Origin of the sequence: Pseudomonas sp. Yb2C2 (genome assembly GCF_052112325.1) — a bacterium.
In the GTDB taxonomy this organism is placed as follows: Bacteria; Pseudomonadota; Gammaproteobacteria; order Pseudomonadales; family Pseudomonadaceae; genus Aquipseudomonas; species Aquipseudomonas marginalis.
The window spans coordinates 1-17,082 of the sequence record NZ_JAVAJK010000020.1 but is presented as its reverse complement, the minus strand read 5'-3'; the positions used below and the strand labels follow the sequence as shown (position 1 = coordinate 17,082).

Below are 17,082 nucleotides of genomic sequence, written 5' to 3'. Positions count from 1 at the left end.
CCTGTGAGGGTTAAAGCCAGCCGTATTCGGCAAGGGAGAGCGGGCGACCTTCACCCACGATGAAGTGATCCAGTACGCACACGTCGATCAAGGCCAGGGCCTCTTTCAACCGAGCGGTCAAGACGCGATCCGCCTGGCTGGGTTCCGTACAGCCTGATGGGTGGTTGTGAACAAAAATGGCAGCCGCAGCGTTATGCGCGAGGGAACGCTTAACCACTTGGCGGGGGTAGACGCTGGCGCCATCAATGCTGCCGTGAAAGAGGATTTCGAACGCCAGCACCCTGTGCTGGGCGTCAAAAAAAATCACACCAAAGACTTCATGGTCTTGGTGCGCAAGACGCAGTTTTAGGTAAGCCGCTACGGTGTCAGGCGACGTCAGGATAGGCCCGCGGGCGAAAAGCCGACGATCCAGAATGTGCAGCGCTTCGTCGATCAGCTGGTTTTCTTGGACAATGCGAACCGCCTCGGAATCCGAGGTCGCAATCAGTTTGAGTAGGGGGCTCATGGCGCTACCTCCGAAGGGAATAATCAGGGGTACACGCCCGAGGGGAGTGGTATCCCCTGGGTGGGTGTGGAGTTGCAGGCGTTTGCAGGTGATGTAGTGTTTACATCCGAGTGTATCGGTAACGTTGGCCGTGCAGAGGTGAACCACAACCGTCGCAGGGCAATGGGGAAAAGGTTCTTATTCCGTGGCCAGTTTCGGGATCGAAGTCGGCACTGATAGGCATTAGCCGAACCAGCCCACGATGTATCGCGGCGATGCGTTGTTCGGTCTCATCCGGCGAGTGATACAGCGATAACGTGCTGTAGTCCTCGTAAGCCGCACCGAACAGGCAGTCGTCGCAAAGCCAGAAGCATTCCATATTGGTTCTCCTGTGCTGGCTGAAGAAAAGGCGCTCGATTGAGCGCCTTGATGTAAAACATCATGGATTGTTCAGGCGGACTGAACAGCACGTGTGGTGACACGGCGGGCCGTACGGGGAGTGGTTGGAGATGCAGGTTTAGTCCTGAGCTCTGTTGGATTACCGATATCCTTAGTTTCGACATCAGCCGATGTTGGGGATGATTCATTGTTTGGCGCTTGCTCAGCAGGTGCTGTTGCTTCCTGCCTGGCGGGCGCTTTGTATTCGAGCTTGCTATTGACCTTGATCCAGTCGATGAACAGCAAACGACCTTTCAGGCTGGCGCCAGGTTGGCCTTGTTTATCGCCTTTCTCATAGAGAAATGGGTCGATCCACAGGTCACCAATACGGAACGACAGCAAGACCTTTTTCTCGGCCTTGACGGCGTCCATATAGAGACGAATCAAACGGTCAGCTTCGCCACCAGCGACTTTGCAGTCGAAACGGGTGTACTCCACTGCATCGTTGGCACCATGCAAGGCTGCGATATCGCAAGCCATGAAGGGTTGGCCACGACGCACTTGGACTTCACGAACACGGTTGAGGTAGCCAATTCCGACGGTGTGCAGGTTGAAGTAAGTGGTCGCTTCTTGGGATTGGTTGGCGTAGGCCATGGTTGTTCTCCTGTTTCAAGGGAAAACGGCGACGCACAGTCCCTGACGGGAAAGTGAGCCCCCGTCAGGGTGGGTAAGGTGAAGTCGAGCGATGAACGACTCGCCACCGGCAAGCCGATGACCATCAGAATGAAGCTTCTGGGTGAGTAGCTGTGCAGCAGAGGAGCGTCTGCGGTGGTAGTCCGCAGGCATGGAGTAGTTGGCATTCATCACCGCTTAAGCGGCAACCGCGCGAGCTTCCGAACGCTGATCGCACTTGGGTAAACCACCACGAACGTGGCGTAGCCTTGAAGGTTTTGGCTACCTGGGCTGGGCTGTCAACGACAGCAAACCACGCCCTTTGTATAAGCCTGTCACAGGGGAGCGTCAAGACGCTACAACCCGATTTTTTAAGGCCGGAATACGGTGGTAGTCACTGGAATTAAGAAAATGAAAAAAAGAAGAGTGGGCCTAGCGGTGTGCCAGGCGAGGAAGAGAAAAACCACCTTTGACGGTCCAACGCAGTCGACAAGCTCCTCGCAAAACTTGGTTGAACTGCGCAATGATTCGCCAACCGACCCTTGTCGTGGCCTGGGTCGGAATATGCTGGCACGCATCCGCGCACAAAGGGTGCCCTGTGTTTCCCCGGTGGGCTCCGGGACTGAATACGATCGCCGAAGCGGATGACCGCTATTGCCGGGTAGAGGCAACAGTGGTCATCCGCCACCACAATCAGGTCTAGCACAAATCGGGAACGAGATCCCGCAGAAGAGGAGGCTCCGAACTCGAAGAGTTTGACCGAACTGCCCGGAGCTAATCGGTCTTGAGTCGCCGTTGGCGGTTATCCGAAGCTACTACAGCAGATACGTCAATACGACGTCAAGCCTTCAGGCACCCTTCATAAGACGCTACGTTGAACACGATGAAAGAGGTTACTTACTGCCGAGATGTGCGGCCAATTGTTCGACGGTTGCCAAGATAAAGGCACGGTCGCTTTCTTTCAGTCCACTCAGTAGACCCGCGATCATCTGACCCTGGTCATTGGGGCGATTACTCGATGCCGTCAGGAGCTCGTCCATCCGGCAATCGAAAATATCAGCCAGTTGCATCAGCTTGACCACTGAAAGCTCCACTACACCCCGCTCCAGGCGCGAGATGGCTTCGCTACCGATCCCTAAACGTTCAGCCACCTCTTCCTGAGTCAAATTACGCTCGCTGCGGTGCTTCGCGATCATGCGCCCGATTTGGGCTTGGGTTGAATGTTTACGTGCCAAGTGATGAGTTCTCCAGTTCAACCCGAATGGTTGAGCAAAGACCCGTTGACATGAACATCCTTAAGGGTTGAGTATCGACTCATAGGGTTGCTATAGTGACTGAAACAGCTGAGTATCGCGACGTGGTTTCTGTCCCTTCAGGGATCGGAGTCCAGATTGGTTAGTAAGAGCGACGGTCTGAAAGGACCATGCTGAGGGATGGTTGAACATGGAAGATGAGAGAAAGGACGTCATGGATCTGATTTGGGATCGAACACTGGAGCTGTTCATCAAGATTCATGATTGCCCGGATAATCCCGAATACTTCGAACGCCTTGTTCATTGGCTCAACGAAGATCCTGCCCACCTAAAAGCCTTCAACGAACTGGGGCAGATATGGATTTCGACAGGCATCGCTTTGGCCCGTGAAGTCGGACAACCTTTGATCGACTTGGAGCGGGATCAGGCGCCGCTGATGATGCACTGAGCTGTGCACCACCCTAACTTCATGTTGATCTTAATCGAACTGTCATGGGCGGCGCGTCTCTTTTCTGAACTGCAAAGTGCCCTTGCAGTTCGGATACTGCGAGCATGACCAGAACGGCCCAGATTTGCCCTTCCGCTTGATCATTGAGGCATTGCAAATGGGGCAGGCCGGGCCGGCTTCGACCGGTATCGACAAGTTGAGCGCTCCATAGTGTTCGACCAACTTAGCAATCCAGTTCGCCTGCTTTGCGACGAACGCCTCCAAGGTCAGGCGTCCCGCTTCGATTTCGTCAAGCGCCTGCTCCCAGATCGCGGTCGTGCCAGGATCCGCAACTGCAGCGGGTACCGCCTCGATCAGGGTATGGGCCGCCGCCGTAGCTATTAAGGCGCGTTTTTTCTTCAGCAAATAACCGCGATCAATTAACCCTTTGATAATGCCGGCTCGTGTGGCTTCGGTTCCGATACCGGTGGTGTCCCGAAGTTTCTGTTTCAGGCGTGGGTCGTTGACAAGCTTGGCGACGTTTTTCATCGCCTTGATCAGATCACCCTCGGTGAGAGGTTTAGGAGCGGCAGTTCGCATGGATTTGAGTTCAACATTGTCCACGGCGCACTGCGTGCCCTGTTGCAAGTTGGGTAAGACTTGGGATTTGTGACTGGGCTCATCCTCCTCGGTGTTTTCGGAGAGCGAGCTTTTCCAGCCTTGGACCAAGATCAGTTTGCCCACAGCGGTCAATCGTTCTTCGCCACACGCCAGTTCGACCTGGGTCCGATCAAACTCATGATGCGGAAGAAACTGCGCTAGGTAGTGGCTACGGATCAGTTCGTAGACATGGCGTTCTTGTTCGGACATCCGCACCAGGTTTGCCGGTTCGGTGGTGGGGATGATGCCGTGGTGCGCAGTGACCTTGGCATTGTTCCATGCGCGGGAGCGCAATGATTGATCGAGGTCCTCGAATGCAGGTCTGAGTGCAGGATCCGTTTTGAGCAGGGCGTCGAGTACCGCGGGAGCCTCGTTGAACATATTCTCTGGCAAATAGCGGCAATCGCTGCGCGGGTAGGTGGTGGCTTTGTGGGTTTCATACAGGGCTTGGGCGATGTTCAGGGTTTCCTGGACGCCGAGCCCCAGCTTACGCGAGCAGACTTCCTGCAACGTGCTTAGGTCGAAGGGCAGGGGCGGCGGTTCTCGGAAATGCTCAGTATGTAACGAGAGTACCGTGGCGGACTTCTCGTCGGTGATTGTTTGCACTGCCTGATGGGCAAGCGCCTGTTGTAAGCAATGCCCCGACTCGTCCCGTCCTGAGCATGGCGGTAACCACGACGCTATGAATCGCTGGCCCATCGACGATAGGTGCGCTTCAACGTTCCAGTAAGGCACCGGGACGAAGCCGGCAATCGCACGATCCCGATCGACCACCAGACGTAAGGTGGGTGTCTGGACGCGCCCCACTGACAAAACGCCGTCGTAGCCTGCCCGCCGACCAAGAAGGGTAAACAAACGACTGAGGTTCATGCCGATCAGCCAGTCGGCACGGCTGCGGGCGAGGGCCGAGTGATAGAGCGGGAAGGTTTCCTGACAAGACTTCAGCGAGGTCAGTGCCCTGCGAATCGATGCTTCGTTGAGTGCGGACAGCCAGAGGCGCTGAACAGTGCCTTGGTACTGGCAGAGCTCCAATAATTCGCGGGCAATCATCTCACCTTCGCGGTCGGCGTCGGTTGCGATGACAACGGTGGTGGCTTCGCTGAGCAGGCGTTTGATGATTTTGAACTGCGCGGCAGTCTTGGGTTTGACCTCCACTTGCCACTGCGCCGGAATGATCGGTAGATGATCCAACGACCAGTTCTTGTATTGAGTGCCGTAGGCTTCAGGCGGGGCCGTCTCCAGTAGGTGGCCGATACACCATGTGACAGTTGTCTCGGGGCCGATCAGGCAACCATCGCCACGCTGAGTGGCTCCGAGAACCTTGGCGATGTCACGACCCTGGGAAGGTTTTTCGCAGAGAAAGAGGCGCATATAACTACTCCGGATTGAGTTCGGAGCAGCGTTGTTCGAAGTAGCAGGGGCGAGATATGAGAAACCTGAATGGCAGGTTCCTCATATTAGTCGGTGAGGGCGGCCTTGAATGGGCTGAAGCTGCTACCTCATTGGAGCGTTCGTAGCTGGGTGGGGGGCTTCATGAGCAGCGAGCAATGGCAGGCCTGGAACTTCGCGCAAAGGCGCAATTTTTATGCCTGAAGTCGTTCAGGCCTTAGGTGATTGCCCTCTGTGTTTCTTGGGTTTCGACGTCGGCGAGCTGGCCTGCTCAGCATTTTGAGCGGCCGTCGGTTCACTGGAGCGTTCCCGCATGACCACGCTGTGTACCCGGTGAGGCAGGATGCCGACTCGACGGGCCTCGATCTTGAAGGTCACCCGCGCATTGTCTTCGCTGTCCTCCCACTCATCGCGCACCGTACGACCTTCGACCAACACGCGCATGCCTTTCTGGTACAGCGTGCTCCAGTGTTCAGCCTCACGGTGCCAGAGCTCAACCGGTGCCCAATAGCCGCCCCGATCTTCATAGCTGCCCTCGCGTGGTATGGGGTTGTCGAAGTACACATTCAGCCGTAGCAAACGCCGTGGCTCGTCATTGCCTGAGGCGAACTCCTGGAACTCTGGTGCACTGCCGATATTGCCTTCGCCGACGAAAAAAGTACTCATCGTGTTTTCTCCACTGCGGGTGTGAACTGGCGCAGCAACTGTTCGGCACTGGCCATTTTGATCGCGCAGGTCGTAGCCTGGCGGTAGAGCGAATGCACCACACTCATCTGAAGGTTTAGTGCGATACGCGCGCATTCGAAACGGTGCAATTCCTCTCGTACGATCTGCGGCAATGCTTTGTTGGAGATCTGACGTTCCCAAACCTCCACACCCATGCGAGAAAAATCACGGGTGCGCCAACGCAAAAAGGTGCTGCCCGCACTGGTCTTCTGCAGCACCAATCGTATCTTCAATAGCGAGTACGGTGGCTCCCCGGATTGCTGCACGACAGCCTCCATCAGGCGACATAACTGCGCCTCGATTTCCCTCGCCACCTGCGCCAGGTGCTCCAACTCCCCCTTACCCTTAAAAGGTTTTAAAAGGCCTTTTAGGGAGGCAGCGTGTTCGAGCTGCCGATAGGCATCCGGTGTCAACGCTTCGAAGGGCATTGGTTGAATCGGGATCATGGGATTCATGCGTCAGCCTCCGGCTCATCCACGGTCGCAGACGGACCGTCCACGTCCTCTGCCAAAGCGTCAGCGTCATCCGTTGCTACAGCACCACGACGAATGATCGGCGGCGCAAACTGAGAACGGCGATGACCCTCAAGGATATCCATCGGGGGCAATCCATACTTCTCCACGGCCGCCAGGGCGCGGGCATTATTTGCGGCCATATCATCGCGTGTAACGCCGGCATGTCGATAACGTTGCGCCTGACCGAACAGGCTGCGTAACAGGTGGGCGCCGTCGTCGATCCAGGCTTCCATGTCTCTTCGGCCGATCAAAGCCGTGTGATGGGCCAAGAGGGTATGGCGGACCAGCGTGTCGTAGTCGGTCAGTAGGTAAACCGCCAGAAAACCCAGTTGGCTACCGATATACAATGGCAAAGTGACGGGGTGGATGTTGAGGTTGTCCCCCATGTCGATCTGTGTCGGCAGGTCCTGTCTGATCCGATCCAGCTGTTGGGTCAGTTCTCCCATCCCAGCCTTCGCCTGCATCAATTTTTCTTCGAGCTGCACGATGGCCCAATCGGCATAGGGATCGTCCTGGGCCGCCGTTTGTTTGATCAGGTTGGTGACACTGATGTAGCCGGCCATGCCCATGATCGAGTGGACGCCTTCACGTGCGGCCCGACCTTGCCATATACGGGCAGCGTGGTGAGTGTGCAGGGTTAAGGTGATGCTACTACGCAATGAACCCAGATTGAGTTGATAGTGATCGGCCACGGTGTTGTCCTCGCATAGGCTTGGACGGGACGGTGCGATAGATGAGAGACAAGGGCAGCCGAAAAGCTGAACGCGGTCTGTTCGGTTTGGTGAGAAAGAGAAAATACATAACGTCTATGTTTAGTGGAGAACGTCCCGGTGTTCCTCTAAAAGCTCCATGGCTCGGTTCGACATTTTCGTAGACTGGAGCTCTATGGATTTGATGCCACTGGCATCAAATCTATTGAGTTCTACCGCTTCCACGCAGTTGGCGCAGCTCATTCAAACACGCTTGGGCGAGGGCTGATGCAGGTTCGCCCTTTTTTCGAGACGGCCGCGAGGGGGCGGACGAGGGCGGCTCTGCAATGGTTGACGGTTCGGCCTGACTGGCCCAAGGACGAAAGTCGCCTCTCAGCGCACGCTGGACCAAACCCATCAGATAGGCCGCTGGCTTGCGTATACCACCGGCAGCACAGCGGGCCCCCGCTTCGTTAAGCACCGCCTGCTGATCCACCGGTTTGAGCTTATTCAGCGCCACGCTGACGGCCTGATGTTCGCTTGGGCTCAGATGCAGCGAAGTGGGCCAGTGCAGGTTATCCACCGCAGAGGTCGCGCTCGGTACTGTACAATTACTTTCTTTTAATACAGTACAGGCGCCGTTCGGATTCCGAACGGCGCTGGAAACATTAGCGTTCAAGCCTGATTCGGAATCCGAACGAGGGCCTGCACGATTCCGAACGTAGCGATCTGCCCCCAGTTCGGAATCGTGGAGTGCATCACCGGGTGGCTGATCCAAGCCTTGCTGCGTCCACTGTTCGCCCCAGCTGTCGAGTCGCGTCGGTAACCGACCCCGATCGATATTCGTGTCCTGTCGGACCTCTTCCACAATGTGTTGAGCGACAATCCGCACGGCCTTCGTCGCATGACCGAGGGCATGTCCGACCAGTTCTAGATAATCCTGATCCAGCTCCATGGCTTCGGCGGGGGTTAACGGCTCATCGTGCAGAACGTACAAAGAACCTTGTAGCCGCCCGCTGATTTGGTCGCGACCGCGGCTCACCAAACTGAGCCAGCGAGTGAGCCTAAGCATCGTCAACACGCGTGCAATGGTTTCACGCGAGGCTGACGCACCGTAAGGCACGCTCGAGAGGTAAGGCTGCAAATCCTCATAGCGCGGCGTGACCACTCCATGACCTTGCAGCATGAGTCGAAATACCTGCCAGGCATTTCGGTCCAATGGCGTCAGCCGATTATCCAATAGCAGGCGACGTGGCACAATTTCGTGGGATTGGCCGCTAAACAGAAAGCCAGCCTGTAGAGCCTGGTTGGAGGGCTGTTCGGTGATAGGGCGTGCAGGCCAGCGCTCATGCAGTTGCTGGGTACATTGCTGCAGGACACGTTGCCAGCGACTGGAAGGAACAGCATTCATGTTTTGTTACTGTACTGGTCGATCTGCTGCCATACGATGGTCAAGCTGATTTGCTGCTCTTCGGCAAGCATCATCATGGCGTCGAGTTTATCCTCGGTGCCGTCCTCTGTTCGTATTTGGCACCAACGTTGCCACAACGCATGCTCCTGCGCTTCGCTCAAATGTTGGGGGCGGCCTTTACGGGTTTCTATCTTGAGTAGACGCCGGCGCATGGCTGTTTCCGAATGCGCCAAGCCAAAGCATTGGTACATGATGGTGCTGCTGGCACCGAGCTTGAGTGCTCGGTTGATCAACCGTTCGTTCTGTTCATCGCGATCAGCCTGTTCGATCAATCGATGCAGCACCTGCGAGTCAATCTTGACCTCAAGCCAAGGGACTGTGGCATGGGCCAGGCGCGATAACGTGGTCGGTGGTAAGGATTGCAGCACGAAGATGTCATCCTCACTCAGTCCAAGTGCCTTGCAGCGTTGCAGGTTGCCCAGGCGTAGTTCGTGCAGTACCTGGGTTAGCATGGCTTGATTGAGCATATTGAAGGACAAGTTCATCTCAGCTCCTCCGGTGAGTTTTTGTCTTCAGAGATGAGTGTTAACTCGATTAGACGCCGAGCCAGGCGTATCAGGCGAAACAGCTTAATTAACAGACTGTCAGGCAGTCGCTCCAGCCCCACGTCCGTGACTGGTCGATCTGGCAGATAGAGTTGATAGACCCCTAACAACAGTTGCCCGAACAGTGCGGAAGGTATTTGCTTGCGATCTTCCCAGTTCACCTCGTCTTGAGCACGTAGCAGGGCCAGGAGCATTAGGTGAACGCCGGTCGAGCGAGGCGCTGAAAGATCGAGTCGCTCAATGTCCAACGCGAAGCCCAAGCCAAGCTTTTGACCAATGATGCACTCGCCATCTCCGGCATAGGCCGCCATTTCCCGAGCCAGTCCTGCAATGCTTAAACGCAGTTGTTCGGGCGTATCCAGCGTTGGTGCGATGGTCCAGAGGTCGTCGATTGTGCAGGTTTCGAATGAGGACTCCGCTTCGGTAATGATCTCGCGATCGATTTGCTCACGAATCTGTTGAACGCGTGATAGGTGACTGACCGCAGGTAAAGTATTTGTTTCGGGTGCGTTGAGCCGTTCTTCTGAAATTGGCTCTATCTTGCTCTTGGCATCAGTTGATTCGGGTTTAGTGTCGGAGGAGGGCAACTCTGCCGCAGTTTCATGCACGCTTGGCCGATGGCTGTTTTCTGAAGGAGTGGTGGTGACAGCCTCAGGCGTGGAGACGACCCGTCGGGTATCGCTCAGCTCTAGGGCCAGCATACGATAGGACTGTCCGAGCAAGTGGCTCATGCGTTCGAGCAATTCGTCCTGGATCTGCTCAAGATCAAAAGATTCAGGATCGCCATCGAAGTAGCCCATGGTCTCTAGCCAGAACTCTGCAAATGAAACTGCGGCGGTTGGATAACGGTTCCAAGTTCGCTCAGCTTGGCTACGTAGACCGATCAGGCGCTCTATCTGAGGCTTACCCAATCCGGCATACAGAGTTTGTGGAATGGCGGGTAATAAGTGTTCGAGGGTGTCCAGCATCCGGCTGATATGCGACTGCGAAATCGGATAGCCTCCAGCGGCAAGACGTCGAGCCAGCTCCCGTTGTGAGAGCTCTGCGCCATCGGACTCAAGCATGGTTTTGAGTTTGGCTACTGCCAGCGCCCGTTCGATGAACGTGAGTTGACCGTGCAGGTCGCTTTCCGCCAAATGGCCGAGTAGGGCGGTGATTTCATTGCTCCAAGGTCGGAACAGGCAGTGGATCCGAAAGAAACGCTCATCGCGCGTTTCCTGCCACAGCTCGCCGAGAATTGCTAAGCGCGTATTACCGCCGTTGCGGATGATGAAAGAGGTTTCACCCGGACGGCGGGTAATCGGTGGCGGTTGATCCAGCCCGCGTTCACGGATCGATGCCTTGATATCGTCATAAAGCGGGTTACGAATGAAGCGTGGATTGTGTTCGTAGGGACGTAACTGTTCCAGAGTGACCAGCATGGGAGTGTCGATGACTGGATCGGACATTCGCTCCAGTCCAGGACCTTGAGTGAAGTGGTTCTGGTGCAGCTTGTCGGTGATTTCCTCCTGACTGAGCTTCTTCATCTGAACCGCCTCGATCAACGCCGGCTACGCAAATGGTCACCGACCTCGAATTTTACGATTTCGGCAGTCCCTGAACCTTCGAAATGTTGGGAGAGTTCTGCGAGGAACCACACCACGGCCGAGCGCCCCCCTTGCAAACGAAAAACCACGGTGCAGTACTCCTCGCAAGCCGAGTCGCGTGGTCGAATGGAAGGCTGAACAACGATAGGAAACTGATCCTGCATTAGAAAACTCCTTACCAAGCCCTGTTGGCTTCAAGGTCGATCAAACAAAAAAATCGGTGAAATGCTGATTAGGCGATTTGTTTTATCGAGGCTCCGCACACCTCATTACCGAAGAGATCGCTTCACGCCATTCAGGGAATAATTCGATGGCCAGCGCCTGCATGATTTCTAGCGCAGACTGCGAGCGTCGGCGTTTACTCGACGGGCGAGCGTCTATTCGGTGGACCGGTAAGCCGAGGGAGGCGGCATTGAGATACGCCACCCTATCCGGGATTACAGTGTCTAGAACCGAGATATTGGTAGCCTCTGCGAAAGTCGCGCGCAGGCTCCGGATGATCATCTGGGTGTCCAGTCGATTGACGTTCACTTGGTTTAGTAAGAGCCGTAACGGCGGCGGGTCGATACCTAGATGGCGAAACGGTTCGAGCTCACTCAGTAGCTTCAAGGTGCCCCGGCGCATTTCGCGGGCAGCGAGCATTTCCGGCGTGATGGGAGAGAGGGCGAGATCGGAGGCCAGGATGGCCATCTCCAGCAATACGCTGCGTGCTCCCTGAGTATCGATCAAAAGCAGGTCATAATTGAGACACAACTCGTTGAGCAAATTGTGCAGGCGTAGTCGTCCGTCAGGTGCATGCAGCAACAAGGTGCTCAGTCGACCTTGATCGTCGTTGGAGAAAATCAGGTCGAGACCGACGACTGCAGTCCTAGATATTATTCGTTCAGGCACTGTTAGATTGAGTGCAATGAGCTCGTACGCACCGGCCTGCGCTTTCTGGCTCAGTGAATAATAACTGGAGAGGGTGGGTTGGCTATCTAGATCCAAGAGCAGAACACGCAGACCAGCATCGGCCAACAGGCCACCGAGGTTCGCCGCTACTGTAGTTTTGCCTACGCCACCCTTGGTGGACACCACCGAGACCACGTGCATCACCTCACTCCTGTCGCGAAAGGCGTTCTGCAATCCAGTGCTCGATTTCCAGAGAGTCCCAGCCGACTGCGCGCAGCCCGATACGCTTCGCCCGCGGAAACTTTCCTTCCTTCATCAGGTTATAAATGTGCGCACGTTTGAAGCCGGTTTTTTGTTCAACCTCGTCACGTCGCATGATGTGGCGTTGGGGTTGAGGTGCTTCAACTGAGGGGACAGATTGGCTGGACATGCTAGTCACTCCTGGCGCCAATTGGCGCGTGTTGGTAAGTGACATGGATTGAATCGCACCACGGCGGATGAGTCATTGCATTGCAATCAACCCTATTGCGACGCAATTGGCTCGATCAGGTATTTTTTTTGAGGCTACGATTGGCCACGGCAAACTTTTCATCCAGCGTGCGCTTGCTGAGGCCGGGCACATCTTTGTGACGAGCGACAATGGCATCAACGATGGCTGCTTGATTCGCGAATACCGAAAGAGGTTTTCCGGCGGGCGAATGGTCCAAGAGAAGACTGACCAATGCCCCAATGATGTTGTGATAGGTCAGTTCGCTGCGCTCGCTGAGTTGGCCATTCGTTTTGGCCAAGGCTTTGAGATCATCTCTTTCAAGTCCAATCGACTGGAGCTCTCCCAAGATTTCTTGAAGGTGTTGCTGTTGCGCTTTCAACGCCCTCGATAGCTCGTCTCGATCTGCTTTCAATGAAAGAAAAGTTCCGAGACTGACCTTTGCAGGAGCTGCATCCTCACCGGACTCGAATAAAAAGCTGGGCTTATGGTCGGGGTAATGAATCTCCATCCAGCGGCGTAAGTCCGAATGGCGGATGGTTAGCTGAAAGGGCTCTACATAGCTTCCGAAAGGAACCGAAACCCCGAGGCAGCCATACGGCAGCTCACCATTGCGTATGGCGTCTAAAATCCTTTCGATAGCGATATGGAGATTGGGCCATTGGGGAAATAGAACTGCAAGGTTCTCGGGACGAGACCAATCCGCCTGGACAATTTGGGCTTCGTAGCGAGTGAGATTGCACCAGCGCAATGCTGCATCTATAGGGCGATAGAAGGTTTTGCTATGCGGATTGAAAACATAAACGCTCATCTGCGGTGGACCTCCATTCCTAATGGGTAGGCCTCACACCGATTATCTAAAAATCCAAACTAGCTATTCACGCTAGCTGTTTCCTCGGTGGACCAACTCGGTGAGGTCACTCCATTTCCAGTTAAACGATTTTTTTACGCGTAAAATCTCTCGGAAATCGTAGTTTGTTGGCGCTGCCCCTGGATTGACCCAGTTGCCGACGCAAGATCGCCCCATCTCCAAACCTGCAAAAATCCAGCACAGACAATGATCCACGAGGAGTCAGACTGGGTCAGTGAAGTCTCGGCAACTGGGTTAACTCGACATCAGCGCCAACATGCTGGCGTTTAGATCGTGGCGGTTGAGGTAGTTTTTTCCGGGGTCCCACGGCGGTGTTTGCACTCCCGTCCACCGACTGTGGTGGCAGGCCGGTCTTGTGTCGGTTCTGCAGTAGGAAGCACGACAGTGCAGGGATTAGTACCAGAGCCCCCAGCATATTCCAGATGAACATAAATGCCAGCAGAATGCCCATGTCGGCTTGGAATTTGATGGGGGACCAAGCCCAGGTAATAACGCCGGCGGCCATTGTCATACCCACGAGCGCAACGACTTTGCCGGTAAATTGTAGAGAGGCTCGGTACGCTTCCTTAAGGCTCGCGCCACTTCGCTGTACCACCAGTTGCACGGATAGCAGGTATAGCGCGTAGTCAACCCCGACCCCTACACCCAGCGCAATGACTGGTAGAGTAGCGACCTTAACCCCGATACCAAGCCATACCATCAGCGCCTCGCAAAGCAAGGAGGTGACCACCAGTGGAATGACTGCCACGATGACTGCGCGCCAACTACGGAATGTGACGAAGCAAAGCAGTACTACGCCGACGTACAGCAAAGCGTGCATTTTATAGAACGAATCCTTAACCACGATATTAGTAATCGCCTCGATTCCAGCGTTGCCGGCTGCTGGGAGAAACTTGATATCTTCACTGTTATGTTCCTTGGCGAAGGCCTCTACCTGTGCAAGTAGTTGGGTCAATGTGCTGGCTTTATGGTCTGAAAGATAGGTCATGACCGGGAATACCGAACACTTGGGGTTGAGTACATCGGGGTTGTTAACCAGCACTTGGGACGCCGCGTAACCGAGCGAGCGAGGGTCGCGAATAATACTGTTCCATTTGAAGTAACCCTCGAACGTACCGCTGACACCTTGCTTAGTCAGTGTGGCGAAGGACTCCGTCGCTTGCACACCAGGCACATGACTTAACACCCAACCCAGGCGGTCCGCTTCAATGAGATTGCTGAAGTGATCACAGACCCCCGGGGCGGTCTTTACGATAACGGCGAATTGATCGTTGGATAGACCATAATTGGCTGTAACGTAAGCCACATCCTGATTGTAACGGGAATCCTGGCGCAATTCGGGCGCGCCGGCGCCGAGATCTCCAATTTGCAGATTATGACGGACTACCAGCGCTGTGATGCTCAAAATGACTGCAAAAACGATCGCGCTGATTGCCCAGTTGCGCTGGGTAAAGTGACTGAAGAACTCCCACAGAGGGGATAGCTTTTCAGTATTACTCGCATGCATTGAGCGTTTCGCTGCGTGCGAGCTGACTCCGGTATAGGACAAAATAACTGGAATCAGAATAAGCTTGGTGAAGATCAATACTGCTACACCAATACTGGTAGTTAACGCCAGGTCCTGAATCACCGGTATATCGACGATGATCAATACCGCGAAACCGACGACGTTGGCCAGCAACGCGGTCAGCCCCGCCATGAATAGTCGTCGGAAAGTGTAGCGGGCAGCGATGTACTTATGGGTACCGCGACCGATATCCTGCATTACTCCGTTCATTTTTTGCGCCCCGTGCGACAAGCCGATGGCGAAAATCAGGAAAGGTACAAGAATCGTGTAGGGATCAAGTTCGTAACCGGCCAGGTGCATTAGACCTAGCAACCAGACCACACCGAGTACGGAAACGGCTACCAGCATCAGGGTGCTTCGCCAGCAGCGGCTGTAGAGGTAAACGAATAGCGTCGCAATCAGAACGGACACAGCGAAGAACTGGAGAATCTTGGTCAAGCCCTGAATCAGATCCCCTACCAGTTTGGCGAAGCCGACGATATGGATACGTACTCCTTCTCCTTCCTTGCCCCTGACTCTTTGCTCCAGTGCCTGTGATAACGCCTTGTAGTCGATTGGCTTGCCCGAGTCGGCATAGTTGTTCAGTAAAGGGACGATGATCATAGACGACTTGTAGTCATTGGCTACGATTCGGCCTGGCGCGGATGACCGTGCCAGGTTATCCCGAAGTTCTTCAAGTTTTTCTGAAGAACCATCGAACCGGTCAGGCATGACCGGGCCACCGCGTAATCCATCTTCGGTTACTTGAGTCCAGCGTAATGAAGGTGTCCACAGCGACTTCATCCAGGGCCGATCAACTCCAGGTATAAGGAACAGTTCGTCGTTTATCTCTCGGACCGTCTGCAGGTATTGCTGATCGAAAATGTCGCCTTTGGTATTTTCTATGACGACACGTACGCTGTTACCAAGACCGGGGAGCTCTGCGCGGTTGTCGAAAAAGTTCATGATGTAGGGGTGGGAGCTTGGGATCATGCGATCGAAGTTGGCATTGACCACTAGGCGTGATGCCTGCCATCCGAGCAGTACGGAGATAACGACTATCAGGATGATGATCAACAGGCGATTGTTGAATATCACCCGCTCGACGATGTTACCTGTACGCTCATCGAAGTCTCGACGGTCATTGATAATTGGGTATTTATTATTGTTTTGTTCGATAGTCGTAGCCATCGTAACGCCTCCGATGGGAATGGAAACTCACTGTCTCGTCAGTGCATTCGATAAAATTCAGGGATCTTGGCGTGAAGCGAGGGTTACTCCATATGGGCCGATGGTATAGAGATCATGGCCCAATGCTGCAATCCCATAGATTGGTGTGCGACGCTTGACTGATCTATTGATGATCTGCTCGCCTCTGGGGTCGCTGAATAACAACTCGCCGCCAGCACTTGCCAGAACGATCGAGCCATCAGCGAGCAGGGTAGCTGCGTTGATCGAAAAACTGGTCCGGGTTTCGAGTTGCGTCCACGATGCTCCTTCATCGCGGCTTGTCCATGCGTTGCCTCTAAGCCCGTAGGCAACAAGCAAGCCCTTGCGTCCGGTGAGGCCGAATAAAGAGCCGCTGTAGGGGAGGGCAACCTTCACGAATTCCTGGCGTGTCTGGTCCAGGCGCAGTAGCAGGCCCAATTCGCCAACGATGAACACGTGGTCGCCAATTCTGCGGATGGCGTGCAGTGAGTATTGGTCCGGATTTTCTGTTTTATCTATCCACGGTACCCAATGCTGACCACCGTCCGTGGTATGTAAAATCAGATTGAACGCGCCGACTACCCAGCCCTCGTGTTCATTTTCAAAAAATACATCCAGCAGCGGTTTTATTGGGCCGTCTTTCTCCAGTGCTTGAGTGTATTCCTGAGCACTTTGCAGTTCTGGCGTTCCCTCTCCTGTAACACTTCCGTAGTGCTTGGCAAACAGATCGATCATCTGACGGCCGTCAAGCTGCCGCGTCCAGGTTTCTCCGCCATCCTTGGTGTTTAGAATGACCCCGTCATGTCCCACCGCCCATCCGAGTGATCGATTGGCGAAATAAACCGCTACCAAATCGCTACTCAGTGGCGCTGGCACTTGAGCAAAGTGCTGACCGGTGTCGTCGGATCGGACAATGTGTCCGCGTGGCCCCACCGCAACGACCCCTGAGCTACTAGCGAACAATCCGTACAAGGGTGAGATAACTGCGCGTTCAGAGATCATTGCGGGTTGGTCCAGCGGATCAATGAATGAGGCAGCTTTGCCCATGCAGGGCAAGGCGCCGACAGACAAGACCAGTGCCTTGAGTAGGGTGTTCATGTGCTTCTCCGTTCATTCCACGGCAGCGAGACATTCATAAGAGAGATTAAGTTTTTATCGCTGAGACTGTCGCGCAAGAGACTCAGGCGTAAAGAACGTCAGCGGTTTCAGTTCGTCGAACACCTTCACCCCCTTGGCCCCGGCAGAAATGGAGGAGTGATAGTAGACTCCGGTGGCAAAGTCGT

At 54.7% G+C, this 17,082-nt stretch carries 18 protein-coding genes; 1 reads left to right on the top strand and 17 read right to left on the bottom strand.

Annotated features, from left to right (window positions below; translation table 11 throughout):
* Positions 1-10: 10 nt before the first annotated feature.
* From radC to Q8X51_RS24185, 4 genes are all read right to left on the bottom strand, one after another.
* Entirely contained in the window at positions 11-505 is a 495-nt protein-coding gene (gene radC, locus Q8X51_RS24200; RefSeq protein WP_407694477.1) for a RadC family protein, read from the bottom strand.
* 100 nt (positions 506-605) lie between these two features.
* Positions 606-863, bottom strand: coding sequence for a hypothetical protein (locus tag Q8X51_RS24195; RefSeq protein WP_407694476.1), 258 nt, complete (start codon positions 861-863; stop codon positions 606-608).
* Between the two features lie 71 nt (positions 864-934).
* Positions 935-1,516 carry an STY4534 family ICE replication protein gene (locus Q8X51_RS24190; protein WP_407694475.1) on the bottom strand — a complete coding sequence of 194 codons (582 nt, stop codon included), beginning with the start codon at positions 1,514-1,516 and terminating at the stop codon, positions 935-937.
* 911 nt (positions 1,517-2,427) lie between these two features.
* The gene (locus Q8X51_RS24185; protein WP_407694474.1) at positions 2,428-2,769 is read right to left on the bottom strand and encodes a helix-turn-helix domain-containing protein; all 342 of its coding nucleotides are present in this window, start codon (positions 2,767-2,769) and stop codon (positions 2,428-2,430) included.
* A gap of 208 nt (positions 2,770-2,977) precedes the next feature.
* Between Q8X51_RS24185 and Q8X51_RS24180 the strand changes: the two genes are divergently transcribed.
* Positions 2,978-3,235 carry a hypothetical protein gene (locus tag Q8X51_RS24180; RefSeq protein WP_060766757.1) on the top strand — a complete coding sequence of 86 codons (258 nt, stop codon included), beginning with the start codon at positions 2,978-2,980 and terminating at the stop codon, positions 3,233-3,235.
* A gap of 42 nt (positions 3,236-3,277) precedes the next feature.
* On the opposite strand, the gene Q8X51_RS24175 is transcribed toward Q8X51_RS24180, so the two are convergent.
* The 13 genes from Q8X51_RS24175 to Q8X51_RS24115 form a co-directional block, all read right to left on the bottom strand.
* Positions 3,278-5,245 (bottom strand): DNA topoisomerase III, encoded by a 1,968-nt coding sequence (locus tag Q8X51_RS24175; protein WP_407694473.1) that lies wholly within the window; start codon positions 5,243-5,245, stop codon positions 3,278-3,280.
* Positions 5,246-5,473: 228 nt separating this feature from the next.
* Positions 5,474-5,929, bottom strand: coding sequence for a single-stranded DNA-binding protein (locus tag Q8X51_RS24170; protein WP_407694472.1), 456 nt, complete (start codon positions 5,927-5,929; stop codon positions 5,474-5,476).
* Complete coding sequence (locus Q8X51_RS24165; protein WP_407694471.1) at positions 5,926-6,444, bottom strand: DUF3158 family protein; 519 nt, start codon at positions 6,442-6,444, stop codon at positions 5,926-5,928. The genes Q8X51_RS24170 and Q8X51_RS24165 overlap by 4 nt, the downstream gene beginning before the upstream one ends.
* Entirely contained in the window at positions 6,441-7,196 is a 756-nt protein-coding gene (locus tag Q8X51_RS24160; protein ID WP_407694470.1) for a PFL_4669 family integrating conjugative element protein, read from the bottom strand. Before Q8X51_RS24160 ends, Q8X51_RS24165 begins: the two co-directional genes overlap by 4 nt.
* 220 nt (positions 7,197-7,416) lie before the next feature.
* Entirely contained in the window at positions 7,417-8,604 is a 1,188-nt protein-coding gene (locus tag Q8X51_RS24155) for an STY4528 family pathogenicity island replication protein (protein ID WP_407694469.1), read from the bottom strand.
* Positions 8,601-9,149, bottom strand: coding sequence for a DUF2857 domain-containing protein (locus tag Q8X51_RS24150; protein WP_407694468.1), 549 nt, complete (start codon positions 9,147-9,149; stop codon positions 8,601-8,603). Before Q8X51_RS24150 ends, Q8X51_RS24155 begins: the two co-directional genes overlap by 4 nt.
* Entirely contained in the window at positions 9,146-10,735 is a 1,590-nt protein-coding gene (locus Q8X51_RS24145; protein WP_407694467.1) for a ParB family protein, read from the bottom strand. The genes Q8X51_RS24150 and Q8X51_RS24145 overlap by 4 nt, the downstream gene beginning before the upstream one ends.
* Before the next feature lie 14 nt (positions 10,736-10,749).
* Positions 10,750-10,959: a hypothetical protein gene (locus tag Q8X51_RS24140; RefSeq protein WP_407694466.1), complete on the bottom strand. Its 210-nt coding sequence runs from the start codon at positions 10,957-10,959 to the stop codon at positions 10,750-10,752.
* Positions 10,960-11,041: 82 nt separating this feature from the next.
* On the bottom strand, positions 11,042-11,887 hold the full coding sequence (locus tag Q8X51_RS24135; RefSeq protein WP_407694465.1) for a ParA family protein: 846 nt from the start codon (positions 11,885-11,887) through the stop codon (positions 11,042-11,044).
* A gap of 4 nt (positions 11,888-11,891) precedes the next feature.
* Positions 11,892-12,116: an AlpA family transcriptional regulator gene (locus Q8X51_RS24130; protein ID WP_407694464.1), complete on the bottom strand. Its 225-nt coding sequence runs from the start codon at positions 12,114-12,116 to the stop codon at positions 11,892-11,894.
* 115 nt (positions 12,117-12,231) lie between these two features.
* Complete coding sequence (locus Q8X51_RS24125) at positions 12,232-12,984, bottom strand: hypothetical protein (RefSeq protein WP_407694979.1); 753 nt, start codon at positions 12,982-12,984, stop codon at positions 12,232-12,234.
* Positions 12,985-13,255: 271 nt separating this feature from the next.
* A complete protein-coding gene (locus tag Q8X51_RS24120) occupies positions 13,256-15,781 on the bottom strand; it encodes an efflux RND transporter permease subunit (RefSeq protein ID WP_407694901.1) in 2,526 nt (841 codons plus the stop codon).
* Positions 15,782-15,838: 57 nt separating this feature from the next.
* The gene (locus tag Q8X51_RS24115; protein WP_407694902.1) at positions 15,839-16,897 is read right to left on the bottom strand and encodes a YCF48-related protein; all 1,059 of its coding nucleotides are present in this window, start codon (positions 16,895-16,897) and stop codon (positions 15,839-15,841) included.
* Positions 16,898-17,082: the final 185 nt, after the last annotated feature.